This window comes from Sphingomonas phyllosphaerae FA2 (assembly GCF_000427645.1).
Lineage (GTDB): Bacteria > Pseudomonadota > Alphaproteobacteria > Sphingomonadales > Sphingomonadaceae > Sphingomonas > Sphingomonas phyllosphaerae.
In genome coordinates, this window is record NZ_KE386571.1 from 2,401,093 (window position 1) to 2,426,442 (window position 25,350).

Annotated in this window: 24 protein-coding genes and 1 tRNA gene; 8 read left to right on the forward strand and 17 right to left on the reverse strand. The window is 67.4% G+C overall.

The features are described from left to right. Window positions 1–14: 14 nt before the first annotated feature. The 3 genes from SPHPH_RS0111605 to nhaA are packed head-to-tail and all read right to left on the reverse strand — an operon-like array spanning window position 15 to window position 1,938. Window positions 15–236: a hypothetical protein gene (locus SPHPH_RS0111605; RefSeq protein WP_028966841.1), complete on the reverse strand. Its 222-nt coding sequence runs from the start codon at window positions 234–236 to the stop codon at window positions 15–17. Between the two features lie 55 nt (window positions 237–291). Further along, on the reverse strand, window positions 292–750 hold the full coding sequence (locus SPHPH_RS0111610) for a DUF3833 family protein (protein ID WP_028966842.1): 459 nt from the start codon (window positions 748–750) through the stop codon (window positions 292–294). A gap of 6 nt (window positions 751–756) precedes the next feature. Continuing rightward, entirely contained in the window at window positions 757–1,938 is a 1,182-nt protein-coding gene (gene nhaA, locus SPHPH_RS0111615; protein WP_037488496.1) for a Na+/H+ antiporter NhaA, read from the reverse strand. A 211-nt stretch (window positions 1,939–2,149) separates the two neighbouring features. Here nhaA and SPHPH_RS0111620 point away from each other — a divergent pair, with 211 nt between their 5' ends. The 3 genes from SPHPH_RS0111620 (at window position 2,150) to SPHPH_RS21175 (ending at window position 6,299) form a co-directional block, all read left to right on the forward strand. Beyond that, a complete protein-coding gene (locus SPHPH_RS0111620; protein ID WP_028966844.1) occupies window positions 2,150–4,408 on the forward strand; it encodes a TonB-dependent siderophore receptor in 2,259 nt (752 codons plus the stop codon). 351 nt (window positions 4,409–4,759) lie between these two features. After that, a protein-coding gene (locus SPHPH_RS0111630) for an IS3 family transposase (RefSeq protein ID WP_420329280.1) occupies window positions 4,760–5,925 on the forward strand; the annotation gives its coding sequence in 2 pieces (ribosomal slippage) (window positions 4,760–5,021 and window positions 5,021–5,925; 1,167 coding nt in all). Continuing rightward, on the forward strand, window positions 5,922–6,299 hold the full coding sequence (locus SPHPH_RS21175; protein WP_156025990.1) for a hypothetical protein: 378 nt from the start codon (window positions 5,922–5,924) through the stop codon (window positions 6,297–6,299). Before SPHPH_RS0111630 ends, SPHPH_RS21175 begins: the two co-directional genes overlap by 4 nt. A gap of 507 nt (window positions 6,300–6,806) precedes the next feature. Here the strand turns inward: SPHPH_RS21175 and SPHPH_RS0111640 are convergent. Then, window positions 6,807–6,897, reverse strand: a tRNA-Ser gene (locus SPHPH_RS0111640). A 72-nt stretch (window positions 6,898–6,969) separates the two neighbouring features. Between SPHPH_RS0111640 and SPHPH_RS0111645 the strand changes: the two genes are divergently transcribed. Next, window positions 6,970–7,839, forward strand: coding sequence for a peptidylprolyl isomerase (locus tag SPHPH_RS0111645; protein WP_238303062.1), 870 nt, complete (start codon window positions 6,970–6,972; stop codon window positions 7,837–7,839). Window positions 7,840–8,107: 268 nt separating this feature from the next. Here the strand turns inward: SPHPH_RS0111645 and SPHPH_RS0111650 are convergent, their stop codons facing one another. The 7 genes from SPHPH_RS0111650 to SPHPH_RS0111680 all read right to left on the reverse strand — a co-directional run bounded on the left by SPHPH_RS0111650 (window position 8,108) and on the right by SPHPH_RS0111680 (window position 17,634). Then, a complete protein-coding gene (locus tag SPHPH_RS0111650) occupies window positions 8,108–8,707 on the reverse strand; it encodes an ABC-type transport auxiliary lipoprotein family protein (RefSeq protein ID WP_337587823.1) in 600 nt (199 codons plus the stop codon). A 2-nt stretch (window positions 8,708–8,709) separates the two neighbouring features. Next, the gene (locus tag SPHPH_RS0111655) at window positions 8,710–9,675 is read right to left on the reverse strand and encodes an MlaD family protein (protein ID WP_028966847.1); all 966 of its coding nucleotides are present in this window, start codon (window positions 9,673–9,675) and stop codon (window positions 8,710–8,712) included. Window positions 9,676–9,678: 3 nt separating this feature from the next. Continuing rightward, the gene (locus SPHPH_RS19600; protein WP_051272983.1) at window positions 9,679–10,635 is read right to left on the reverse strand and encodes an ABC transporter ATP-binding protein; all 957 of its coding nucleotides are present in this window, start codon (window positions 10,633–10,635) and stop codon (window positions 9,679–9,681) included. Continuing rightward, complete coding sequence (locus SPHPH_RS0111665; RefSeq protein WP_028966849.1) at window positions 10,635–11,747, reverse strand: ABC transporter permease; 1,113 nt, start codon at window positions 11,745–11,747, stop codon at window positions 10,635–10,637. The genes SPHPH_RS19600 and SPHPH_RS0111665 overlap by 1 nt, the downstream gene beginning before the upstream one ends. 88 nt (window positions 11,748–11,835) lie before the next feature. Beyond that, window positions 11,836–13,086, reverse strand: a complete 1,251-nt coding sequence (locus SPHPH_RS0111670) for a DUF445 domain-containing protein (protein ID WP_028966850.1) — start codon at window positions 13,084–13,086, stop codon at window positions 11,836–11,838. A gap of 145 nt (window positions 13,087–13,231) precedes the next feature. Continuing rightward, window positions 13,232–16,441, reverse strand: coding sequence for an efflux RND transporter permease subunit (locus SPHPH_RS0111675; RefSeq protein ID WP_028966851.1), 3,210 nt, complete (start codon window positions 16,439–16,441; stop codon window positions 13,232–13,234). A 14-nt stretch (window positions 16,442–16,455) separates the two neighbouring features. After that, a complete protein-coding gene (locus tag SPHPH_RS0111680; RefSeq protein WP_028966852.1) occupies window positions 16,456–17,634 on the reverse strand; it encodes an efflux RND transporter periplasmic adaptor subunit in 1,179 nt (392 codons plus the stop codon). 165 nt (window positions 17,635–17,799) lie between these two features. Here SPHPH_RS0111680 and SPHPH_RS0111685 point away from each other — a divergent pair, with 165 nt between their 5' ends. After that, window positions 17,800–18,531 (forward strand): SIMPL domain-containing protein, encoded by a 732-nt coding sequence (locus SPHPH_RS0111685; RefSeq protein WP_037488499.1) that lies wholly within the window; start codon window positions 17,800–17,802, stop codon window positions 18,529–18,531. Window positions 18,532–18,726: 195 nt separating this feature from the next. On the opposite strand, the gene SPHPH_RS0111690 is transcribed toward SPHPH_RS0111685, so the two are convergent. The 3 genes from SPHPH_RS0111690 to SPHPH_RS21180 form a co-directional block, all read right to left on the reverse strand. Beyond that, complete coding sequence (locus tag SPHPH_RS0111690; protein WP_028966854.1) at window positions 18,727–18,984, reverse strand: GlsB/YeaQ/YmgE family stress response membrane protein; 258 nt, start codon at window positions 18,982–18,984, stop codon at window positions 18,727–18,729. Between the two features lie 155 nt (window positions 18,985–19,139). Continuing rightward, window positions 19,140–19,442 carry a CtrA inhibitor SciP gene (sciP, locus tag SPHPH_RS0111695; protein WP_028966855.1) on the reverse strand — a complete coding sequence of 101 codons (303 nt, stop codon included), beginning with the start codon at window positions 19,440–19,442 and terminating at the stop codon, window positions 19,140–19,142. 101 nt (window positions 19,443–19,543) lie between these two features. Beyond that, entirely contained in the window at window positions 19,544–19,717 is a 174-nt protein-coding gene (locus SPHPH_RS21180) for a hypothetical protein (protein ID WP_156025992.1), read from the reverse strand. Between the two features lie 107 nt (window positions 19,718–19,824). Here SPHPH_RS21180 and mnmA point away from each other — a divergent pair, with 107 nt between their 5' ends. Further along, entirely contained in the window at window positions 19,825–20,958 is a 1,134-nt protein-coding gene (mnmA, locus tag SPHPH_RS0111705) for a tRNA 2-thiouridine(34) synthase MnmA (protein ID WP_028966856.1), read from the forward strand. Between the two features lie 137 nt (window positions 20,959–21,095). Here the strand turns inward: mnmA and SPHPH_RS0111710 are convergent, their stop codons facing one another. Both SPHPH_RS0111710 and SPHPH_RS0111715 read right to left on the reverse strand, forming a co-directional pair. Continuing rightward, window positions 21,096–21,326, reverse strand: a complete 231-nt coding sequence (locus SPHPH_RS0111710) for a hypothetical protein (RefSeq protein WP_028966857.1) — start codon at window positions 21,324–21,326, stop codon at window positions 21,096–21,098. 99 nt (window positions 21,327–21,425) lie between these two features. After that, on the reverse strand, window positions 21,426–22,454 hold the full coding sequence (locus SPHPH_RS0111715) for an SMP-30/gluconolactonase/LRE family protein (protein WP_028966858.1): 1,029 nt from the start codon (window positions 22,452–22,454) through the stop codon (window positions 21,426–21,428). 76 nt (window positions 22,455–22,530) lie between these two features. Between SPHPH_RS0111715 and SPHPH_RS20815 the strand changes: the two genes are divergently transcribed. Further along, window positions 22,531–22,680 carry a DUF2256 domain-containing protein gene (locus tag SPHPH_RS20815; protein WP_081668610.1) on the forward strand — a complete coding sequence of 50 codons (150 nt, stop codon included), beginning with the start codon at window positions 22,531–22,533 and terminating at the stop codon, window positions 22,678–22,680. A 55-nt stretch (window positions 22,681–22,735) separates the two neighbouring features. Here SPHPH_RS20815 and SPHPH_RS19605 read toward each other — a convergent pair whose 3' ends face one another. Then, the gene (locus tag SPHPH_RS19605; RefSeq protein WP_037488501.1) at window positions 22,736–23,590 is read right to left on the reverse strand and encodes a type 1 glutamine amidotransferase; all 855 of its coding nucleotides are present in this window, start codon (window positions 23,588–23,590) and stop codon (window positions 22,736–22,738) included. Window positions 23,591–23,754: 164 nt separating this feature from the next. Here SPHPH_RS19605 and SPHPH_RS0111730 point away from each other — a divergent pair, with 164 nt between their 5' ends. After that, window positions 23,755–25,344: an alkaline phosphatase D family protein gene (locus SPHPH_RS0111730; protein ID WP_028966859.1), complete on the forward strand. Its 1,590-nt coding sequence runs from the start codon at window positions 23,755–23,757 to the stop codon at window positions 25,342–25,344. Window positions 25,345–25,350 lie beyond the last annotated feature (6 nt).

Sequence of the window (25,350 nt, forward strand, 5' to 3'; positions counted from 1 at the left end):
CCGGGGCGACGGGGCTACCGGTCGCGTCGCGCACCGGTAATCATCCGCCGGGCGATCTTGCGCACGCCTTCGTCGTCCTTCGTCGCGTCATCCGCCGGATCGCCGAGATGGTCGAGGCTGTCCTCCAGATAATCGAGCAGCCCCGGGTGCCGGCCCTCGACATATTCGATCAGCCGGAACAGCAGATGCTCGGTCGCGATCTCGCGTTGACGGGTCTGCACCAGGGGGTCGGTCATCGCGCACTCCGGATTGTTCGCCCTCGCCAACCGTCGGGGCGCCGCCCGCGTTCCGTTACGACAGCTTGACGATTCGTTCGGTCAGCACCGCGACCCTGAACCCGAACCGTCGCGCTTCCAATCGGTTGGCGAGCGTGCGTCCATCGGGTTGCAGCGTCAGCGTCTGGCGGACCCGAAAGCCGCCGGTGCTGACGAACGCCAGCCGCAGCGTGCTCCCCTCTACCACGCCAGTCACCGGCCCGCGCGCGTCGGTGAGCGTGCCGGCATAGCGCCCCGGCGCGATCTGGCGCAGTCGCCAGTGGCGCGGGCGTGGCGGCTTGTCGCCCTCGGTCACGATCTGGTCGAGCGTGAGGACGCCGTCGCGGTCGATCCGCCCCCTGCCGCGCACGCTGACCGGTTGCCCCTTGCGCAAAACGACCTTCAGCGTGGCAGTGCCGCGCGTTTCCCCGGCGAAGAAACGCAGCGGATCGAAGCTGGCGACACTGGCGGCGGCAAGCGCGAGGGACAGGAGCATTCCGCCTCAACGCCCCGCGCCGCGAAACGACGCCAGCCGCAGCACGAGGAACCCGGCCATCGCCGACAGCAACGATCCCGCCAGCACCCCGATCTTCACCGCATCGACCTGCGCCGGGTCGGCGAAGGCGAGCCCGCCGATGAACAGGCTCATCGTGAAACCGATCCCGCACAGCAGCGCCGCGCCATAGATCTGCACCCATGACGCGTGGCGCGGCCGCTGCGCCCAGCCGAACCGCACCGCGGCAACCACCGCGCCGAACACCCCCACCTGCTTGCCGATCGCCAGCCCGGCGGCGACGCCCAGCGGCAGCGGCTGCAGCAGCGTGGCCACCCCGACGCCCGCCAGCGCGACACCGGCGTTGGCGAAGCCGAAGATCGGCACGACCAGAAACGCCACCCACGGCTGCAACGCATGTTCCAGCCGATGCAGCGGCGACCCCGCATCGTCGGGCGCGCCGGGCGAGCGACGGATCGGGATCATGAACGCCGCCAGCACCCCGGCGATCGTCGCATGGACCCCCGACATCCACACCGCGCCCCACAATGCCGCCGACAGCAGCAGATACGGCCACAACCGCGTCACCCCAACACGCCCGAGCGCGGCCATCGCCGCCATGATCGCCGCCGCCGCCAGCAGCGCGACGCCACCGATCGATGCGGTATAGGCGAGCGCGATCACCACCACCGCGCCCATGTCGTCGACAATCGCAACGGTGGTCAGGAACAGCTTAAGCGACGCCGGAACGCGCGGCCCGAGCAGCGCCATGACGCCGATGGCGAACGCGATGTCGGTGGCCGAGGGGATCGCCCAGCCGCGCGCCAGCCCCGGCGTCCCCGCGACCACGAACAGATAGATCAGCGCCGGCACCGCCATGCCGCTGACCGCCGCGATCGTGGGCAGCGCGCGATCGGACCAGCTCGACAGATGCCCGTCGACCAGCTCCCGCTTGATCTCCAGCCCGACCAACAGAAAGAACAGCGCCATTAGCGCATCGTCAATCCAGTGCAGCACCGACAGCGGCCCGACATGCCGCTGAAGAAGCGCGAAATACGCCGGGGCCAGCGGGCTGTTCGCGACGAGCATCGCCGCCGCCGCCGATAGCATCAGCACGATCCCGCCCGCCGCCTCGCTTTTCAGGAACATCCTGAGCGCAGAGCGTGGGCGCACGATGAGAGATAACGTCATTGGGGTCCTTCCAAGCGGAGCATTGCCGGCGGCCCGACCGGCATCGTCACCTGCTCGCCTCCTTCGGCGGACACCCGCCACGACTATCGCACTGCACCGTGCGAACGACAACCACCCGAACGCGCCTCCGCTTTGTAACAAATCATGTAAATGATAGTGACTCGCATATGCGATGACGTTAGACGCCGGGCTGAAAGTTGGGGAAACGCACATGAAGTTCTGGTTCGTCCTTCTATCCGGAAGCGCGCTCGGCCTCCTTCCCGCCGCCGCCCACGCCACCGCTCCGGACGGCATAGACGCCGCGGCAGAGGCGCAGCGCGACGGCGACGTGGTGGTCGTCGGCAAAAGTTATGGTCGCGAGGTCGGCAAGACGGTCACGCCGCTGAAGGATACGCCCAACACCATCACGATCATCGAGCACGACCAGATCGAGGCGCAGAACCTCTTCACGCTTGAGGATGCGATGACGGCCACGAACGGCATCACCGTCACCGGCATCGGCAGCGAGGATCCCTCATTCAATTCGCGCGGGTTCGTCATCAACAACTATCTCGTCGATGGCGTGCCGACGCGGTCGTTCGGCTTTCCCGGCGTGGTGCCGGACCTGTTCTTCTATGACCGGCTGGAGGTGCTGCGCGGCCCCGCCGGGCTGTTCACCGGCGCGGGCAATCCGGCGGGGAGCATCAACCTGATCCGCAAGCGCCCGCTGGACACGACCCGGGTGCAGGCATCGGCCGGCTATGGCAGCTACGACAATGTCCGGCTTGAGCTGGACGCCTCGACCCGGCTCGGCAGCGCGATCGGCGTGCGTGCGGGGGCGATGGCGCAGGATCAGGACCAGTTCTTCGATACCGCCCATCGACGACGCTGGGGCGCGTTCGCGGTCGGCGACGTCGCGATCGGCACGCGCACCACGCTGACCGGCGGCATCTATTACGATCGTTTCCAGCCTGCGGTGCAGACCGGGCTGCCCGGCTATGTCGGCGGCGCGGACGGCAGCGACGGGCGGCTGCTCGACGTGCGCCGCTCGACCTATCTCGGCGCGGACTGGAACCGCTTCAATTCGGAAAGCTGGACCGGGTTCGTCGAGCTGGCGCACCGGATCAGCGATCGCTGGACGCTGCGCGCGACGGGCATGATCGCCAACGTCGATCGCGTCGACAAATACAGCTATATCGGCAATGCCCCGGTCACCCTGGAGAATGGCGGCACCACCAATCATATCGCCTTCCTCGGCGACAACCGGCAGCGCACCCGCTCGTTCGACATCAACGGCGCGGGCAGCTTCCCGGCCTTCGGGCGCGAGCAGACGCTGATCCTCGGCATGGATTATCAGGCGCTCGACTATACGTCGTACAATGCGCGGCTGAGCAACTACGCGAGGATCAACGTATTCGATCCGGTGTATCCGGCCGAGCCGCCGATGGACCCGCGCGTCAACCTGCCGCTCTATCCGGTGCAGGGCACCAGCGGGCCGTGCACGGTCGCGTCGGCGACCTGCATCGCGCAGGTGCCGGCGGCGACGCGCACCTATATCGAGCAATATGGCCTGTACGGTCAGCTGCGGCTGTCGCCGGTCGATCGCCTGACATTGGTCGGCGGCGGGCGTGCGACATGGTGGTCGACCGATCTCGACACGCTCGCTCCGCTGACCGGGGCAGTCACCGCGCGATCGCAATACGGGTATGACGGACGCTTCACCCCTTATGGTGCGGTTTTGTTCGACGTCACGCCGACGCTCAACGTCTATGTCAGCTATGCCGACAGCTTCACCCCACAGGCCCCGCCCGCAGGCCGGGCGCGCGCCGACGGTCGCCCGATCGAGCCATTGATCGGCAGCCAATATGAGGCCGGCACCAAGCTGTCGTTGATGAACCAGCGGCTGCTGCTGTCGCTCGCCGCGTATCAGATCACGCAGGACAACCGGCTGGTCAACCCGCCCGAGGCGCCGGATCTCGTGCTGCAGGCCGGTCGCGTTCGCGCGCGCGGGATCGAGGCGGAGGCGACCGGGCAGATCGTGCCGGGGTGGCGAGTCAACGGCGGCTATACCTACACCCACACCGAATATCTGGAGGATACCGAGCCGCAGTTCGACGGGATCGCGCTGATGCCAATCATCCCGAAGCACATGGCGAAGTTCTTCACCAATTACGCCCCGACCGGTGGCATACTGGCGGGAGCGAGCGTCGGCGGCGGGCTGACGTGGTTTTCGTCCACCTATGGCGGCACCCCGGCGCTCTACGCGGCGAATGGCGCGCTTCGTTCGCGGTCGACGATCGTGCGGCAGGATGCCTATGCGGTGGTCGACCTGCGGGCGGGCTATCGGCTCAACGAGCAACTGTCGCTTTCGGTCAACGTCAGCAACCTGTTCGACAAGAGCTATTACGCGCGCCTCTCCAGCACCGGGCGCGGCAATTTCTACGGCGTGCCACGCACGGTGTTCGGGACGCTCCGCTACACGTTTCAGTGACGATAAAGGTCGTCGCCCGGAGCAAGCCCCGGGCGACGTGTCACGACGGGAATGGATTACAGAGCGTGGCGATCGGTGCGGATGCCGTCACCGGTCGATCCGGGGAGCGGTTCGGCGATCCGGCACCTCGCCTCTCGAGCGTCCCAGCAGACGGCCGAGCGCCTGCTCGTCTGCTCCCGGCGACCCAACCTGAAGTCAAGCGCCAAGGCCACCGCACGGCAACAGACCGGATACCATGTCGATGACGCCCTCGCCAACCGCATGGCGCTTGGACCTTGGTGGCTCAGTGACGTGACCCCCGTTTCTTCATCCAGTTGGAGCTAGAGACCGGCCCTTGAAGGGACGGACGGAATGAAGCGGAAGCAGTTTTTGGAAGAGCAGATCATCGGCATCCTGAAGGAGGCCGAGGCGGGTGCAGTGGTGACGGAGCTTTGCCGCAAGCACGGTATGTCGAGCGCGACGTACTATGCCTGGAAGGCGAAGTTCGGCGGCCTGGAGGTATCCGACGCGAAGCGTCTGCGGTCGCTCGAGGAGGAGAATGCTCGACTGAAGCGGCTGCTCGCGGACACGATGCTGGACAATGCGGGGTTGAAAGACCTGCTGTCAAAAAAGTGGTGACGCCCGCCGCGAAGCGGCAAGCGGTCGCCCATCTCCAGGCGACGCTGGGGATGAGCGAGCGGCGGGCGTGCATGGTCATCGGAGCGAACCGCACGAGCATGCGGTATCGCTCGTGCCGGGCGGATGATGGCGACCTGCGGTCGCGTTTGCGTGAGCTGGCGCAGCAGCGCCGGCGGTTCGGCTATCGTCGGCTGCACATCCTGCTTCGCCGGGATGGCATCACGATCAACCGCAAGAAGACCCAGCGGCTCTATCGCGAGGAAGGGCTGACGGTCAGGCGTCGGAAGGGGCGAAGGCGAGCGGTTGGCGCACGGGCGCCCGCGCCGGTGCTGGCGCTCCCCAATCAGCGCTGGAGCCTGGACTTCGTGCACGACCAGCTCGTCACCGGCCGGCGCTTCCGCGTGCTCAACATCGTCGACGACGTGACGCGCGAATGCCTCCGGGCGGTGGCCGATACGTCGATCTCAGGCCGGCGGGTCGTGCGCGAGTTGACCGCTCTGATCGCCGAGCGTGGCAAACCGACGATGATCGTCAGCGACAACGGGACCGAGCTGACGTCGAACGCGGTGCTCGCCTGGTCCGGTGAGGTTGGCGTCGAGTGGCATTACATCGCGCCGGGCAAGCCGACGCAGAACGGGTTCGTCGAGAGCTTCAATGGTCGCATGCGCGACGAACTGCTCAACGAGACGCTGTTCTTCACCATCGGTCAGGCCCGCTCGATCCTGGCGCGCTGGGTCGACGACTACAACACCGAGCGGCTGCACTCGTCGCTCGGCTACGCTACCCCGGCTGCGTTCGCTGCCGGGCTCGAACAGCAACGGACGGGGTTAACCCCGTCCGTTGCTTCACCTGCGCTCATGCGCAACAACACCGGTCGGTCTCTGGTTGCCGCTGGATGAAAGACTGGGGTCACGTCACTTCCATCATGCAAATTGCCAACCTGCCGGTGAAGATCAGGGAGCCCGGGCGTCAGCGCCGGCGTACGGTCTCGTTGTTCGAGATGATGGTCTTGCGACTTGCCACGGGCCAGACCAGCCGGCGCCGGTCAGTGCTGCCGTTCATCAAGCTGGTAATTAGCGCCGCCCGCACGCGGGCAGCTCCTGCTCATCCTGTACCGACCGAACCGTTCAAGCCTGTCGACCCGGAGCTTCTTGCCACGCGCGACCATCTTAATACCGCGCTACAGCATGGTTCGGTCCGCGAGGTTGACGATGCTATCGCTCGACATCTGATGTCGGTTCATAAAGTCGCACACCGTCAATCAGCTTGGTAGGCTCGCAGCATCAAAACTGGCCATTTTTGGTAGTTTTCTGCGGGTTTCGAGACTTAAAAAAGCTTCAAATTGAGTTGGGCGTCTGCAGGCCTGCAGACGCCCTTTTCGCACCTGTAAACGTCGTGCACTTAAGCGAAATTCGCCTGCCGATTGACCTGCCAAGGTTTTTGGCAACCACGCGCGCTCATCGATTAAAGCGCTGTTATTCCACCACTCTTTCACTTCAATCGAGAAAGAATGGCCCTGTTAGTGGCGTGTGTTTGCATAATCTGGTGGCGTGTGGGCGTCATGCCGAGACAAAGCACGCCAGACGCCGGTGGCAAAGCCTTCCTTTCAGGCGCTTGCGAGAACCCGTACTGCCCCGCTCATCCTCAGAGAATGCGCGGCTAGGTTGGCAGATTTCTGGATGAGCCAGATTCTCCGAGATACGGCTAGCTACGCCATGCGGCGCGGAAAGGCGTCCTTCTCACGGCATCCCGGTCGAAAACTCAGATATTTAAGACTGAGTGGCGGAGCGGGAGGGATTCGAACCCTCGATACGCTTTTGACGTATACTCACTTTCCAGGCGAGCGCCTTCGACCACTCGGCCACCGCTCCGCATGCTTGGAGCGGCGGCACTAATCGGAGTCGCCACATTGCGCAAGCGGGTCGATTGCCTCGCAGGTCGTGTTGCGTCACCTTACGGGCATGTCGATGCTCGCCACACTGATGCTGCTCTCGCAGGCCCCCACCGCCGCGGTGCCCGCGCCCCACGAACCGATCGAGAGCGATTGGCGCGCGATTCCCGATGACGAGCTGCTCGTGATGCGGCTCGCCGGCGATCGCACAGTCGTGATCCGGCTCGCGGCCAGCTACGCGCCACTGCACGTCGCCAGCATCCGCAAACTGGCGCGCGCGCATTGGTGGGACGGATTGAGCGTGTACCGTGTGCAGGAGAATTGGGTCGCGCAATGGGGCGACGCCAGCGAGAAGAAACCGCTCGCGCCCGGTGTACCGACGCATGTACCGCCCGAGTTCGAGATCGCCCGCTTCGCGCCCGCGCAGACGCTGACGCGCGCCGATCCGCATTCGGCAGTGGCGGGGATCACCGCGGACGGCTGGCCGGTCGCCAGCGATGGAAGCGGCCATGCGTGGCTGACGCATTGCTATGGCATGGTCAACGTCGCACGTGACGCCGATCCGACCTCAGGATCCGGTGCGGAGATGTCGACACCGATCGGCCAGTCGGCGCGGCGGCTCGATCGCAACTATGCGCTGGTCGGGCGGATCATCGCGGGGATGCGATATCTCTCGTCCCTGCCGCGCAGCGATGCGCCGATGGGCTTCTATGCCGAGGCGGCGGAGCGCACGCCGATCGTCGAGATGCGGCTCGCCAGTGAGATACCGGCGGCGGCGCGCCCGCGTTTCCAATACCGCGCGGCGGACAATCCGCGGTTCGCCGCGATGATCCGCCGCCGCGAGAACCCGCCCGCGCCGACCATCGGTGGTGGCGGGATCGAGGTGTGCGAAGTGCCGCTGGAGGTTCGGCGGGTGCCGTAAGGTGACAAGGGTTTGAACCTCGCCCCGGATGCCGGGATGAGGAGGGACGGACGTCCTAGAAGGCAATCGATTCAAGCTGAAGTGTCACCCTGGCGAAAGCCGGGGCCCAGTTGGGTGGCGCTGACGATGGGCGTCGCGCCTCATATCGTTAGCCTTGCCAACTTGGCCGGCCTTCGCCGGAGTGACGGTGGGAGATGGTTCAAGCCGGGTGGATCACACCTCAACGGCGATAACTGTCCAACCCCGCATCATCGCCGGACCACAAGCCCTACCGCTGCGCCCCGACCCAGTCGGACACCTGCTGCGCGACCTGATTGGCCGCCTGGCTCAGCGCCGCACCCGCCTGATCCGCCTTGATCTCGGTGACGGGAACCCGCGCCTCGAAACGGCGCTTTTCGACCGTCGGCTTGCCCGCCGGCGTGTACGACGCGTCATACGTCACCACCGCCTGTCGCTGCACCGCATCGACCCCGAAGGTCCGCAGCTCGCCGCCCAGCATCGCGCTCGGCGCGTCGAACGACTGCGCCGGCGACAGCACCACCATCTGCGCACGCGCGGTCAGCGTGTCCGATAGCAGCCGCGCGAACAGCCGCGCAGGCGGCTCGGCCCATTGCGCGTCCTTGACGTAAGCGAGCGACGTGTCGGTCGCCTGCACCGGCAAGCGCGTTCCCGCGATCGACTGCGGCACCGCCGGCACCTCGATCACGATCGCGCGGCCGGTCGCGGAATTCTGCACCGTGCCAGCAGCAGGTTGAGCCTGCGGGGCGATTGTCAGCAGCGAGGGCGGCGGCGACGCACCAAAGCGGATGCAGCCGGCCAGCGGCACCAGCGCCGCGACGATCAGGAGCTTGTTCGCCAAAGCACGCACGGTCACTTCCCCTTATAGTCCGGCAGCGCCGGCTGCCCCACCAGCGAGCTGGCGCCACCCTGCTCGACCCGCTCGCTGATCGACTTCAACGAAGAGGCGGTCACGCGCAGGTCGCGCACCAACTGGTTGACCTGCGGGATCGTCTGCTTGCTGAACGTCGTCAGCCCAGGGCGCGCATCGCCGATCGCGGCATTGAGCGTGTCCGCACTCTGCTGCGCCGAGGTGATCGCTTTATTGAGATTGGCCATCGCCGGCTGGACGTCGTTCGCAAGCACGCCGTTGGTGGTCTGCGCCAGCGCGCCGATCTGTTCGGCGGCATTGCCTGCCTGCTGGATCGCGATGCGAGTCTGCGCCAGCGTCGAGGCGATCTCCGGCCCACGATCGGCGAGCGCATCGGTCAACCGGTTGGTATTGTCGAGGATACCCGCGATCGACGCCTGGTTGCGATCGCTCAGCATGCCGGTCAGCCGCTCGGTCAGCGTCGACAGCCGCTCCAGCAGCTGCGGCGCCGAATTGAGGATCGCGCCGATCCCGCCGGTCTTGGTCGGGATCACCGGCACGCCTAGCGGGCAAACGCTCTTGGCGGCGTCACCTTCGGGGCAGGTGATCGGCTGCGCGCCCTTGGTCGCGCCGTCGAGGCTGACGGTGCTGGTGCCGGTGAAGCTGCCCTGGATCGTCGCGGTGGTGCCGCGCAGAATCGGCGTATCGTCGTTCACGCTGATCCGCACGCGCACATATTGCGGATCGGGCTTCCACAGCGAAATGCTCTTCACCTGCCCCGACGGTACGCCCGAGAAGGTGACCGACGATCCCTTCGCCAGCCCGTCGACCGCCTGACGGAAGAAGATGTCGTAGTCGCGCTCTTCGGCGCCGCCGATCCGTGCGATCCACACCGTGAACACCGCCACCAGCGCCAGCAGGATCAGCACCACCGCGCCGACGAGGACATGGTTCGAACGCGTTTCCATCTCTCAGCCCCTCTCGCCCGACCCGGTGATGCTGGCGGACCGCTGATGGCCACCCGCATCCGCGTCGCGCGCATAATCGTCGGCCATCCCGCCCTGCGAGCGCTGCCCGCTTTGCAGTTGCGCCACCTCGGTCGGGTGCGCGGCGGCATCGCGTGCCGCGCCGCGCTCCTGCGAGGCCACCGCAGCGCGGCCGCGTGGCCCGTTGAAATATTCCTGGATCCACGGGTGATCCAGCGCCAGCAATTCGTCGATCGTCCCGACCGCGATCACGCGCTTGTCGGCCAGCACCGCGACGCGGTCACAGATCGCGTACAGCGTGTCGAGATCGTGGGTGATGAGAAAGACGGTCAGCCCCAGCGTCTTCTGCAACGCCTTGGTCAGATCGTCGAACGCCGCCGCCCCGATCGGATCGAGCCCGGCGGTCGGCTCGTCGAGGAACAGCAATTCCGGATCGAGCGCCAACGCGCGCGCCAGCCCGGCACGCTTCTTCATGCCCCCGGACAGTTCGGCGGGAAACTTCGGCCCGGCATCCGCCGGCAAGCCGGTCATCACCACCTTGTACGACGCGATCTCGTCGAGCAGCGCAAGGTCGAGGTCTGGATAGAATTCGCGCAGCGGCACCTGCACGTTCTCGGCGACGGTCAGCGTCGAGAACAACGCCCCGCCCTGAAACAGCACGCCCCAGCGCTTGCGGATCTCGACCGTATCATGCTCGCTGCGGTCGAGCGTCGGTTCGCCGAACACCTCGACCTCGCCCTGCGTCGGCGATTGCAGCCCGATGATCGAGCGCATCAGTACCGACTTGCCGGTGCCCGATCCGCCGACCACGCCGAGGATCTCGCCGCGCCGCACCTCGAGATCGAGGTTGTCGTGGATGACCTGATCGCCGAATTCGTTGCGCAGCCCGGTCACCTTGATGATCGGCGCAGTATCGGGGCGGCTGGCATTATGTTGCGGCATCAGATCCAGCCGATCTGTTCGAAGAAGACCGCGAAGAACGCATCGACCACGATGACCATGAAGATCGCCTGCACCACCGCCGACGTGGTCTTGAGCCCGACCTGCTCGGCGTCGCCCTTCACCTGCATCCCCTGGAAGCAGCCGGCGACCGCGATGATCCCGCCAAACACCGGCGCCTTGATCAGCCCGACGAACACGTCGGTGATCGGCACCACCTCGCGGATGCGCGCCACGAACGCGATCGGAGGAATGTCGAGCGCGAACCAGCACAACAGGCAACCGCCGAACACCGACAGCACAGCGGCATAGAAACCGAGAAGCGGCATCAGCACGATCGCCGCGATCGTCCGCGGCAGCACCAGCGCCTCCATCGGCGAGACGCCGATCGTCCGCATCGCATCGATTTCCTCGGTCAGCTTCATCGTGCCGAGCTGCGCGGCGAACGCAGAACCCGATCGCCCCGCGACCATGATCGCGGTCATCAGCACGCCCAGCTCGCGCATCGAGATGCGCCCGACCAGATTGATCGTGAACGCCTCCGCGCCGAATTGCCGCAGCTGCACTGCGCCCTGCTGCGCGATCACCACGCCGATCAGGAAGCTCATCAGTCCGATGATGCCCAGCGCCGAGACGCCGACCACCTCGAACCGCTGCACCGTCGCGTTGAAGCGGAAGCGGCTGGGATGGCGGATGACACCGCCGAACGCGATCACCGTCTCGCCCATGAACCCCAGCAGCCCGAGCGCAGTGCGCGCCGAATTGGCGGTCGACTCACCGATTTCGGCCAGCACGCGCCCGAAGGCGGAGCGCGACTGCGGGCGCATCTGCACCGGCTGGTCGGCGGCCTGCACCTGCTCCAGCAGGTTCTGCCCATCGCCGCTCAGTCCCTCGATCCGCGCGCCATGTTCGCGCGCGAAGCGGTGGACCACCCACGCGCCGATCGTGTCGATCCGCTCGACTGCGGAGAGGTCGACGACCGCCACCTGCCCGTCCTGCTTTCCCAGCCGGGTCGGCAAGTCGCCCAGCCGCGCCAGCGACAGGTCACCGGTCACGCGCAGCACCTGTCCGTCGGCACCGTCACGATCCATGCTGAAGTCGGCAGCCGCACTCATCGTTCGATCCATGCGGCAAAGCTCATCCGCTCACAAGCGCCCAGCGTCGCAATCGTTCCGCGCGCGTACCACTTTTGTGATCGTTCACTCACAACGCCACGTCGATGCTGTGGATCACCACCCCTACCAGCCCGCCGACCAGCGTCCCGTTGATGCGGATGAATTGAAGATCCTTGCCGACCGCATTCTCGAGTCGCTGCGTCACGGTTTGCGCATCCCAGCCGCGCACCGTCTCCGACACCAGCCGCACGATCGCATCGCCATAATCGGCCGCCGCGCCCACCGCCGCGCGCCGCACGAAGCGGTTGATGATCCGCCCAAGCCGCGGATCGTCCTGCAAGGTCGCGCCCAGTTGATGCAGCGCCTCGCCCAGCTTGCCCGCCATCAGAGCATCGGGATCGCGCGCCGCGCGCAGCATCGCGGCGCGCGCCTGTTCCCACAAACCGTTGATCCAGTCCTGCATCGCAGGATTTTCGAGCAGCTCGATCTTCACCGTCTCTACACGCGCCTGCAACGCGGGATCGTGCTGGAGCCGCTCGGCGACGCTCGCCATCGCCTCCTCGACCTTCAGGCGCAGCGGATGCTCGGGGTTGTCGGCCATCTCCGCGACCAGTTTGTCGAGCCCGTCGATGATCTTGTTGGCCAGCGTCTCGTCGAGTCCGGTCCAGCGCAGCACGGTGCCGGCGCGGTCGTGGACCATCGCGCGGATCAGATGCTCGTTCGACCCCAGTGCGCCGCGCATCCAGCGCACCAGCGCGTCGATCACCGGGCGATGCCGCTCCTCCGCCATCGCCGCCGCCAGCGCGCGGCCCAGCATCGGCGACAGCTCGGTTTCGCGCACGCGGGCGACCATCATCGCGCGCACCATCCCGCCCAGCCGCTCCTGATCCAGCGCCTGCAACACCTCGGTCGCGAGCCGCGAGATGCCGCGCGTCAGCCGGCTACCCCCCGCCCCGCGCGGGTTGGCGAGCCAGCGCCCCGCCGCCGCGGCGACGTCGATCCGCTGCATCCGCCGCGCGACGACCGCCGGGATCAGGAAATATTCGCGCAGGAATTGCGCGAGCTGGTCGCCGATCCGGTCCTTGTTGCGCGGAATGATCGCGGTATGCGGGATCGGCAGCCCCAGCGGGTGGCGGAACAGCGCGGTCACCGCGAACCAGTCCGCCAGCCCGCCGACCATCGCCGCCTCGGCAAAGGCGCGGACGAACCCCCATGCGGGATGCCGCGACTCCAGCGCGCGCGATGCGAAGAAGGCGGCGGCCATCACCACCAGCAACAGCCCCGCGACGCGCCGCATCCTCACGAGGGCGGCGGGCGGAGGGGCGGCGCGGACGATCATCCCCGTAACAATCCCTGATCGCCCGTGAAGTTCAAGGCCGCCGCCGAAGAAGCCTCGTCGTCCCTGCGCAGGCAGGGGCCCATGTCTGTCGAGTGCGCCCGCACCCTACCCGGCACCGGCCACGCCAATGTGTCAGCCCAAACCCCTATTCCGCCGGATGCTCCCCATCGCCCCGGAACGGAATCCGCCCGTGCGGCGCGCCGATCGCATCATGAGGCGCATGCTCGATCACCGCCCCCTCGTCGCCCGGACGATAGGTCAGCAGCCGCCGCCCCAGCCACGGCCCCACGCGCCGCTCGACCCCGATCGCCAGCGAAAAGGCCGCCGGCACGATCAGCAACGTCAGCACGGTCGAGACGATCAACCCGCCGATCACCACGATCCCCATCGGCGCGCGCGACGCCCCGTCCCCCGACAGCGACAGCGCGGTCGGCACCATGCCCGCGACCATCGCGACGGTGGTCATCACGATCGGCTGCGCGCGCTTGTGCCCGGCATCGACGATCGCGTCATACGACGGCACGCCCGCCTGCATCTCCTCCAGCGCGAAGTCGATCAAGAGGATCGAGTTCTTGGCGACGATCCCCAGCAGCATCAACAAGCCGATGAACACCGGCATCGACAGCGGATTGCCGGTCAGCCGCAGCGCGATCAACCCGCCGAGCGGCGCCAGCGTCAGCGACGCCATGTTGACGAGCGGCGGCAACAACCGGCGGTACAGCAGCACCAGCACCGAGAAGACGAGGAACACGCCCGCCACCACCGCGACGATGAAGTTCTGGAGCATCTCCATCTGCCACTTGGCCTGTCCGACGCTCAGCTCGCCCACGCCCAGCGGCAGGTTCTTCATCGCCGGCAGCTGCTTCACCTTGGGCAGCATCACGCTGATCGTCTGGCCGGGGCTCAGGTCCGCGCCGATCGTCAACTGGCGCTGCTGGTTGATGCGCTGGATACGCGTCGGACCGGAGCCGAAGCCGATCTCGGCGACCACGCTCAGCGGCACCGAGCCGCCGGTCAGCGTCTGCACCGGCAAATTCTGGATCGTCGCCAACCGCGAGCGCGAACTCTGCTCCAGCGCGACCCGGATCGGGATCTGCCGGTCGTTGAGCGAGAAGCGCGCGCTGTTCTGGTCGATGTCGCCGATCGTCGCGATGCGGATCGCGTTCGACAGCGCCGACGTCGTCACCCCCAGGCTGGCGGCGAGGTCGAGCCGCGGCTTGATGATGATCTCCGGACGATTGAGATCACCCGCGATGCGCGGCGCGAGCAGCCCCGGCACCGTGCCCATTTCCTTGACCAGCCGGTCGGCGGCCTGGCGCAACACGACCGGATCGTCACCGCCCAGCGTGATCGAGACGTCGCGATTATTGTCGCCCCAGCCGAACTGCGACTGGAAGTTGACGCGCGCGTCGGCGATCTTCGCCAGCTCCGGCGCCAGCGCGCGCTCGAACTCGGTCGAGGTCTTTTCGCGCTTCTCGCGCAATTGCGCAGTCACGCGGCCCGAACCGACCAGCGTACGGGTGTAGATGCTCTCCACCTCGGGCTGCTTGCTGAGCACGGCGTAGACCTGATCGACCACGCCCTGCGTCGTCTGCAGCGTGCTGCCCGGCGGCATCGTGATCGTCACGGTCGAGCGCGGCATGTCGCGCGCCGGCTGGAAGGTCAGCGGCGAGGTCGCGAACATCGCGATCGTCGCCACGAACGCCAGCACGCCCGCGCCGATCATCCACATGCGATGATCGCGCCAATATCCCACGACCCGGTGCACCCCGCCCTTGGCACGCGCCCGCGCCGCGCGGGTGCTGTCCAGCGTCCAGATCAGCAGCCGCTGATAGGTATTGAGCAACCAGCCGCCGCCATGTTCGACATGACCGCCGGCCTTCAGGAAATAGGCCGCCACCATCGGCGTGATGAGCCGCGCCACCGCAAGGCTCATCAGCACCGCCGCCACGACGGTCAGCCCGAAATTCTTGAAGAACTGCCCGGCGATCCCCGGCATCAGCCCGACCGGCAGGAACACCGCGACGATCGCCATCGTCGTCGCCAGCACCGCAAGGCCGATCTCGTCCGCGGCGTCGATCGACGCCTGATACGCGCTCTTGCCCATCCGCATGTGGCGGACGATGTTCTCGATCTCCACGATCGCGTCATCGACCAGCACGCCCGCCACCAGGCTGAGCGCCAGCATCGTCATGTTGTTGAGCGTGAAGCCCATCAGATCCATGAACCAGAACGCCGGGATCGCCGACAGCGGGATCGCCAGCGCCGAGATGATCGTCGCGCGCCAGTCGCGCAAGAAAAGGAACACGACGATCACCGCGAGGATCGCGCCCTCGATCATCGCATGGATCGCGGTCTTGAACTGCTCCAGCGGATATTTCGACCCGTCGAGCCGCATCTTGAAGCGGACCTGCGGGTTGCGCTTCTCCAGCGCCTCCAGCTTGGCCTTCGCCTCGCGGAAGACCGTGACGTCCGAATAGCCCTTGGCGCGCGTGAAATCGAACGACAGCGCCTGCCGCCCGTCGACCGACGCGGCCGACCGCTGCTCGGCGTACAAGTCACGCACCGTCGCGACATCGGACAGCCGCACCGTGCGGCCGTTGCCGACGTTGATCTGCAACTGCCCCAGCTCATACGCGGTATGCGCATTGCCGAGCACGCGCACCGATTGCTCGGCGCCCGCGATCTCGGCGCGCCCGCCCGGCGCGTTGAGGTTCACCTGCCGCAATTGCGCGTTGATCTGGCTGGCGGTCAGCCCCTGCGCGGCGAGCCGCGCAGGGTCGAGGATCACGCGGATTTCGCGGCTGACCCCGCCGTTGCGCGTCACCCCGCCCATGCCGGGCACCGACATCAGCTCCTTGGTCACCGTATTGTCGATGTACCAGCTGAGCTGTTCCAGCGTCATGTCGGTGCCGACCGCGGTATAGCTGCCGAGGTCGTTATCGTTGATCTTCACCCGCGCGACCTGCGGCTCGAGGATACCCTCGGGCAGGTTGCCGCGGATCTGCGTGATCGCGTCGCGCGCCTCGTTCACCGCGCGGTCGATCGGCGTGCCGATGTCGAGCTGGACGATCGTCGTCGACGTGCCCTCGGACACGAACGACTGGATTTCGTCGATCCCCTCCAGCGAGCGCACCGCCGCCTCGACGCGTTGCGTGACCTGCGTCTCCAGCTCGCTGGGCGCGGCACCCGGCTGGGTGATGTCGATCGAGACGATCGGGAAGTCGATGTCGGGCTGTTCGTTGATGTCCATCCGCACGAAGCTGACGATCCCCGCGACCGTCAGCATCAGGAACAGGACGATCGACGGCACCGGGTTGCGGATCGACCAGGCGGAGATGTTGCGAAAGCCCATGACGTCCCGTCCTCTTATCGCGCGGCGGTCGGTTTGGCGCGCTGCGGCTTCACCATCTGCCCGGGGTTCAGGAACGCGCCGGCGGATTGCACGACGCGTTCGTCGCCGTTCAGCCCGCTGGCGATCGCGACGCGGTCGTCGGCCACGGTGCCCAACGTTACCGCGCGGCGCTCGACCTTGTTCTGCGCATCGACGATATAGACGTAATTGCCCTTCTCGTCACTCAGCAACGCCGATTGCGGCAGCTCGGGCTGGCGCGCGCCGCCCGCGGTGATCGTCGCGCTCGCGAAACCGCCCGGGCGCAGCGCCGGGTCATAGGATAGCTTGATGCGCGCGATCCCCTGCCGCGTCTGCGGATCGATCACCGGCGCGACCTGCCACACGCTCCCAGGGAAGGCGCGCGTGTCGCCGACCGGCACCACCTTCGCCGGCGAGCCGACCCGCACCACCTGCAAATCGCCCTCGGCGAGCTGCGCGCGCATCTCCATCTCGCCGCCCTTGGCCATGCGGAACAGCATCCCCGAGCCCGAGCTGACGATCTGCCCCGGCTCGACGCCACGCGTCAGGATCAGCCCGGCGGCCGGCGCGCGGATATCGAGCCGCGCGTTGCGCGCGCGCTGCTCGGACAAGGTCGCCTGCGCCACCTGCAATCGCGCGCGCGCCGCGTCGCGGGTCGCGATCCGGCGCTGGACATCGGCCTTCGAAATGAAACCCCGATCGACGAGGCTCTGCGCACGCTCCAGCTCGGCCTGCGCCAGCGTCAGGTCGGACTTGGCGACGTTGATCTGCGCGGCCAGCGACTGCGCGGTCTGGGCTTGCACCGACCGGTCGATCGTCGCCAGCACCTGCCCGGCGCGCACCCATTGGCCCGGCTCGACCAGCACGCGGCTGACCATCCCGCCCTCGCCCGCGACGCCGACCGGCATCTCGCGCGTCGCCGCCAGCGTGCCCGTCGCGCTGATGATGCGCGACACCGATTGCGCACCCGGCACGATCACGGTCACGGCCGGTGCCTGGCTGGAGGCAGTGGCGGGCGGTGTTTCCTCACCCTTGGGCCGGAGCACATACCAGGCGACGGCCGCGGCGATCAGCACCACCAGTCCGCCGATCAGCAGCCAGCGCCGCCGCGTGCGTGGCGAGCGATCCTCCAGCACCAGCTGTTCGCCCTGCATCTCCCCGCCCTGGTACGTCATGATTCCCCTTTCGCGCCCCGGCGTGTATTACACGCATACGTCACCGTGACAAGCGGTGCGCGGTTGGGCGCGTCTTATCGTGGTTGCAACGGCCTGTCCCGTTCATCTTGCATTCCGACGCACCGCGGCAGGGGTCTTCTTAACTGGATTAAGGGAGTTTTTCGCATGAACCGAATGTTGCCCGCGCTGATGCTGTCCGCCGCCGCCATCGTGGCGATGCCGGCCGCGGCGCAGGTCCCGCTGCCGATGGCGACGGTCGTGCCGGAGGGCACCGTGCTCGACGTCACCACCACCGGTCGCGTCTCGCGCACCCCGGATCTCGCGACGATCACCGCGGGCGTGGTGACGCAGGCGCCGGTCGCCGCCGCCGCCCTTTCGGAAAATGCGCAGCGGATGGACGCGGTCGTAAAGGCGCTGAAGGCCGCCGGCCTCGCTGCGCGCGACCTGTCGACCAGCAACGTCGCGCTATCCCCGCAATATCGCTATCAGGACGGCAAGCCGCCGGTCGTCACCGGCTATCAGGCGAGCAACTCGGTCGCGATCCGCTTCCGCGACATTGCCAGGGCCGGCGCGGTGCTCGACGCGCTGGTGCGCGCCGGGGCCAATCAAATCGACGGACCGAATCTGTCGCTCTCCGATCCCGACGCCGCGCTCGACGAGGCGCGGACGCAGGCGATCGCCAAGGCGCGCGCCCGCGCCGAACTCTATGCCAAGGCCGCTGGCCTGTCGGTCGCCCGAATCGTCGCGATCAACGAAGCCGGTGAGAATGGCGGCGACCGCCCGCGCCCGATGCCGATGATGGCGCGCGCCGCCGTCCAGTCGGATGCGGAAACCGTCGTGTTGCCCGGCGAAACCGACGTTACCGCCAGCATCAACGTCCGCTTCCTGCTAAAGTAGTCGCCACTACGTCATCCCGGACTTGATCAGGGATCCCGCTTCCTTCTTCTCCCGGCAAGAAGAAGCGGGGCCCCGGATCAGCTCCGGGGCGACGAAAGCACGCGCGAACACACTCCCTCGAACCTCACAAAACGAAAACGGCCGCCCGGAAAGCCGGGCGGCCGCCTTGTCGTCGAACCGTAGTCGCTGGTGCGATTAACGCACGCGACCGCGACGGGCCAGATTGACGATCGCCAGCAGCACGACCGCACCCAGCAGCGAGACGAGGAACGAATAGATCGTCAGCGGAGCGTTGTTGATCGAACCGCCCGAGAAGATCAGGCCGCCGAGGAACGCGCCGACGACACCGACGACGATGTTGAGGAAGATACCCTGCTGCGCGTCAGTGCGCATGATCATGCTGGCCAGCCAGCCGATAACACCACCGATGATAAGCCACAGAATGATACCCATGATACTACTCCCCTCAGATGCGCCCGGAGTGGCTGCTCTGGTGGGAATTACTCACGAGCCCGGCACATTGTTCCGGTCCCGTAATCCATATTGTAACAAGCTTTTTGCCCCCGTCCCGCGCACGTGTATCGACGCGGGACGGATGTGGGCGACCCTCAGAACTTCTGCTGGCGCTCGTACAGCGACTTGTAGTGCTGGATACGCGTGACGCGCAGCCCGGGCATCCCCGAGCGATCGATCGCGCGTTGCCAGCCGGCGAACTCCTCGACCGTCAGGCCATAGCGCGTGCAGACGTCGTCGACGCTCAGCAGCCCGCCGCTAACCGCGGCGACCACCTCTGCCTTGCGTCGCACCACCCAGCGGGTGGTGTTCGACGGCGGCAGCGTGTCGAGCGTCAACGGCTCCCCTAGCGGACCTATGACCTTGGCAGGGCGACAATTATTTTGTTGTTCGATCATTCCAAACCTCGGTTCAGGGGCGCGACCCCATTCCATGTCGTGACTGTCGCGTAACGGCGATGGATTGAACGCCTCCTAAAGCGGTGCGGTAAACGACCTCTTCACGGGCGTTTCCAGTTGTTGAGCGCAGCCGCGGCATCGGCGTTGAAGGCGCCGCCGTGTGGGCGCGCCGGCTCGTCCAGCGTCCGCGCGACCTGCGCAGTGCGCGAGGCGAGCTGACGGGCCCGCAAGCTGCAAAGCAGCGGCACGTCATGAGGGGGGGTCTCGGCTGTCATCCCGCCGATCTACGCCACACGGTCTGAAAGCCCGGTAAAGCCACGCGAAACGGTTCGTTCATTTCGGTTTACGCCGGGGGCTATGCGGCTGTATGCTGCGGACCATCATGGACAGCGGTGAATTCCAGCTCGCGCCCGGTGCGCGACGCATCGTCGTGGCGATGTCGGGCGGGGTCGACAGTTCGGTGGTGGCGGCGCTCGCCGCGCGCCAGCCGGGGGCCGAGGTGATCGGCGTCACGCTCCAGCTCTACGATCACGGCGAGGCGACGAAGCGTGCCGGGGCGTGCTGCGCCGGACGGGACATCCGCGATGCGCGCGCGGTCTGCGACAAACTCGGCATCGCGCATTACGTCTTCGATCACGAAAGCAGCTTTCGCGCAAACGTCGTCGACGCTTTCGCGGACGAATATCTCGCCGGGCGCACCCCGATCCCGTGCGTACAATGCAACATGGGGCCGAAGTTCACCGACCTGCTGGCGCTCGCGCGCGATCTCGGTGCCGACTGCCTCGCGACGGGCCATTACGTCCGCCGCGTGGCGGGCAATGCGGGTGCGGAGCTGCACCGCGCCGCCGATCCGGCGCGCGATCAAAGCTATTTCCTGTTCGCCACGACACAGGAACAGCTCGACTTCCTTCGCTTCCCGCTCGGCGGGCTGCCCAAGCCGCGGGTGCGCGAACTCGCCGCCGAACTCGCGCTGCTGGTCGCCGACAAGCCCGACAGCCAGGACATCTGCTTCGTCCCCGACGGCGATTATGCTTCGCTGGTCAAGAAGTTGCGTCCCGAGGCGGCGACCGGGGGCGACATTGTCGACCTCGCCGGTCGCAAGCTGGGCGAGCATCGCGGCCTCGTTCATTATACGGTCGGGCAGCGGCGCGGGCTGGAGATCGGCGGCACGCCCGAACCGCTCTACGTCGTGAAGTTGGAGGCCGCGTCGCAGCGTGTCGTGGTCGGCCCGCGCGCGGCGCTGGCGGTCGCGGCGGCGCGGCTCGAGCGGCTCAACGTGCTCGGGCCGCTCGACGGCCCGCTCACCGTCAAGGTGCGGTCGATGGCCAGGCCGGTGCCGGCGCGGATGATCGGAGAGCGATTGGTGTTCGACGCCCCCGAATATGGCGTCGCGCCCGGTCAGGCGGCAGTGCTCTACGCCGGCGACCGCGTACTGGGCGGCGGGTGGATCGCGGAGACCGAACCCGCCCTTGCGTTGGGTGAGGATGCCCCGCTCGCTGCGTCCGCCTCAGCCTGAACGCCCGACCGGTCCGAAGCCGCTCCCAGACAAAAGGTCCGGCGCTGCTTGGGAGCACCGGACCAGTTTCGTCTAGGGAGCAACTCCAGACGGTAACAGGTGGCGGGCGGCGCCATGGCGGGCCGCCCGCAAACTCGTCAAAGCGCGTTGGTGGTCGCGGCGCCCGCAATGTTGCCGTCGGTGGCGTTCAGCGGCAGCGCGCCCGCATCCGACAGGTTCTCGTCGGCCGGCAGCGTCTCGTTCAGCGCCACGTCGTTGCCGATCTCGGCATTCAGCGCGGTGTCATTGGCGGTGTCGGTCTTCGATCCGCACGCCGCCAGCGAGAGTGCCAGCGCCACCGCGGACATGCCCGCAACGATCTTCTTCATCAACGCACATCCCCTTCATGGTCGATGGCAAGACGCCATCGTCTCCGGCAAACTACACCGATTCAGTAGGAGATCAACCCCGATCTGTCCCGCGCGCTGTCATCGCTGCCATCCCGGCCGCAGCGCGATGCGCAGCACCTGATGATTGTTGGTGACGTACAGTGCCCTGCCGCCCTCTCCGAACGCCGCATTGGCGGCCGGCGTCGTCGTCTCGATCATCCCGATCGGTTCGCCCTCCGGGGTCAGGAACATGATGCCGCCCGGCATCGAACAGATCAGCGTGCCGTCGCGCGCCACCTTCATCCCGTCGGGCAGCCCCGGCTTGCCTTGCGCATGCCCGGCCTTTGCCGATACCAGCACGCGCGACGCCGTCGGCATCCCGTCGTGCCCCAGATTATACACCATCACGCGCGGATCGTCGGGGTCGGAGATCGCGACGTACAGCCGCCGCTCGTCGGGCGACAACGCGATGCCGTTCGGCCGGGTCAGCGATCCATCGACCAGCACCGCCTCGCCCCCTTCGCGCCAGCGATAAACGCCGTTGATCGACAGCTCCTTGGCCGGCGACTTATCGTCGCTCGCCAGTCCATAGGGCGGATCGGTGAACCAGATCGCACCATCGCGCGCGACATGCATGTCGTTGGGGCTGTTGAACCTCTTGCCCTTGTACCGGTCGACCAGCACCGTGCGGACGCGCGTCTTCAGCTCGACCCGATCGATCGAGCGACCGCCGCTATTGGCGATCAGCAACCGCCCGCCGCGATCGAGCGCCAGCCCGTTCGCGCCCGGCTCACGCAGGACCGTGCGGTCGGGATCGGCTGCACCCGACGGCGACAGGAACGTCGCCACCCCGCCCCCGCGCGACCAGCGCCGCACGATATTGGCGGGCGGGTCGGAGAACAGCAGATAGCCGCCGCCTTCGGGCACCCACACCGGCCCCTCGGCCCATTGGATGTCGCGCGCGATCACCTCGACGTGCGTTCCCGGCGCGATGATCCGGTCGAAGGCGGGCGTCATCCGCCGCAGCGTCACCACGGGCGCCGGATCGGCGAACCCGCACAGCCCCGCCCCCGCGATTCCCGCCAGCACCGCGCGCCGCCCCGGCCGGATCGTCCCCTTGGCTATCATCCTGCATCCTCTCGCCAATTCTCTCGGCCGGCACGCTGGCACGGATCGCACCACGCGCCAAACGGGTTCAGCAGCGATGGCGCACAAGAAACCGCATCTGCCCGAGAAGATCTGTGCGAGCTGCCACCGCCCGTTCGCGTGGCGGAAGAAATGGGCACGGGATTGGGAACAGGTCAAATATTGCTCGGATCGCTGCCGCGGTATCGGCGAGCAGCCCGCACCCTAGCGAGGGACCGGGTCGCTTGCGTCGCCGCACCCTTTTAGCGGCAACTTCGCAACCTTCACCGCGCCCCGCGCCGGTCGATCGTCGGCAGCGCCGCCAGGAAGTTGGCGATCTCCCGCCGCCGCGCGTCGGTGTCCGCCAGCTCGCCGTCCACCCCCAACCGCCACCGCAGGGAGCGCCGCTCCGGCGCCTCGTGCAACGCGGCGATCACGTCAGCGCTTTCCTCGACCTCGTCCGGCGTCTCCGCCAGTCCCGCCTCCACCAGCCCGTCGGCCTGCCGCCGCAACGCAATCGCGATCTCGCCCAGCGACAGTTCGGGATGATATTGCACGCCCCAGAACACGCCCTTGTCATGCCGGATCTCGGCGGCCTGCACCTGCGTCACCGCATTGCCCGCCAGCCGCGTTGCGCCCGGCGGCAACGTCTCGACCTCGTCGCCGTGGATCGCCGGCGCATCCCAGGTCGCCGGTCGTCCGGCAAGCAGCGGGTGGTCGCGTCCCTCCCGGGTGGCGACGATCCGGCGCGAAAGGCCCGCCTCCATCCGCTCGGGCATCTTGCGCACCGTGCCGCCCGCCGCCGCCACCGCGACCTGCAACCCGGCGCATGATCCGAACGACGGCGTGCCCGACGCGAACACGGCGCGCATGAACGCCAGTTGGCGGCGCACTTCGGGTGTGTCGTCATAGACGTGCAGCGGCGATCCGGTGAGGAACACCGCATCATACGCTGCCAGCTGCGCGGGCGCGAACGTCGGCGCGTCGTCGTCGGCCGGTTGGCAGATCTCGATCGCAGCATCGGGCGCCATCTGCCCCAGCGTGTCGGCATAGCTCTCGCCCGAACTCTGCCCGGTATGCGCCCGTCGCGCCTCGCGCTCCTCGGGGGTTTCGCTTTGCGCGATCAGAAATCGGGGCACGCCGGTTCACCTGTAGTCATGTCGGGGAGTGCCGCAACGCACCGCACCGCCGCCAAGCCCCTGCCCGGCCGCGAAATCGTTGGCGCGACACCGTTTGTCATCAAGCCTCCACAAACCGCGCCCATCCGCGCCGCGATCCGATCGCACAGAAAAGAGGTTCGCCCGTGCTCGTCTCCCGCCGCTCCCTGCTCGCCGGCGCCGGTGCGCTCACCGCCGCGCCGCTCCTTGCCGCCGGCGTCGACCCCGCGCGCGGCTTCACCCATTCGGTGGCGAGCGGCGAGCCGGGCCCGGACTCGGTGTTGCTGTGGACGCGCTGCGTGATGGCGGGCGCGGGCGAAGTCACTGCCGAGATCGCCGAACAGGCCGACATGAGCGGCGCGCGCGTCGTCGGCGCGCAGATCACCGGCCCGTGGCGCGACTGGACCGTCAAGCTCACCGCCGACGGCCTCGCGGCCGATCGCTGGTACTGGTTCCGCTTCGTCGCGCCTGACGGCACGCGCTCGGCGATCGGGCGCACCCGCACGCTGCCCGCCGACGGCGTCCGCCCGTGGCGCGCCGCGATCTTCTCGTGCTCGAACATCGGCTACGGCTGGTTCAACGCTTATGGCCATGCCGCCGCCCGCGACGATCTCGACTGCGCGATCCACCTCGGCGACTATTTTTACGAATATGCGCCCGATCACTATCCGAAAACCGCCGAGCTGATCGCCGGCCGCCTGCCGCAGCCGCTTGGCGAAACCGTTCACCTCGCCGATTATCGCCAGCGCTTCGCCAGCTACCGCGCCGACCCCGATCTTCAGGCGCTCCACGCCCGGCTGCCGATGATCGCGCAATGGGACGACCACGAAAGCGCCAACGACAGCTGGGAGGGCGGCGCGCAGAACCACGACCCCGCCACCGAAGGTGACTGGAACCAGCGGCGTGCCGCCTCGATCCAGGCGTATCGCGAATGGATGCCCGTCTCGGACGAGCCGTGGAAGAGCTACGACATCGGCGCGCTGGCCACGCTGTTCCGCACCGAGACGCGCCTGCTCGGCCGCACGCAGCAGCCCGATCTCGACCCGCTGTTCAAGGCCGCCGACCCCGCCGCCGCGCTGCGCGCCTTCCGCGACGGCGCATGGCAGGATCCGGGCGCGACGATGATGGGTTGGCAGCAGGAAAGCTGGCTCGATCATGCGCTTGCCGCCTCGGTGCGCAGCGGGCGGCGCTGGCAGGTCGTCGGCTTCGGCACGATCATGGGCCAGACGATGATGCCCGCCGATGCCGAGACGTGGATGGCCGGCAAGCAGAACAGCTATGTCAGCGACGGCATCGCCGCGGCCAAGGCGGGGCTGCCGTTCAATTTCGACAATTGGGGCGGCTACCCCGCCGCCCGCGCGCGCTTTCTGCGCAAGGCGCAGCAGCTTGGCGGCAACACGGTGCTGATCTCGGGCGACAGCCACAATGCCTGGGCCTACGATCTCGCGCAGGACGGCCACGCCGCTGCGGTCGAATTCGCCGGGCACAGCGTCACCTCGCCGGGTTTCGAGAGCGGCACCGCCTACGATCCGCGCCGCATCGCCGCCGATCTGGTGCGCACCAATCCCGAACTGAAATGGTGCGACACGTCGCGCCGCGGCTATATGGCGCTGACGATCGAGGCCGAGCGCGTCCGCAACGACTGGATCATGGTCGACACAATCACGAAGCGCATCCCCGCCGCCACGGTCGGCCACACCGCCACGGTCGCGCGCGGCAGCAACGTCATGGCCTGACGCGAT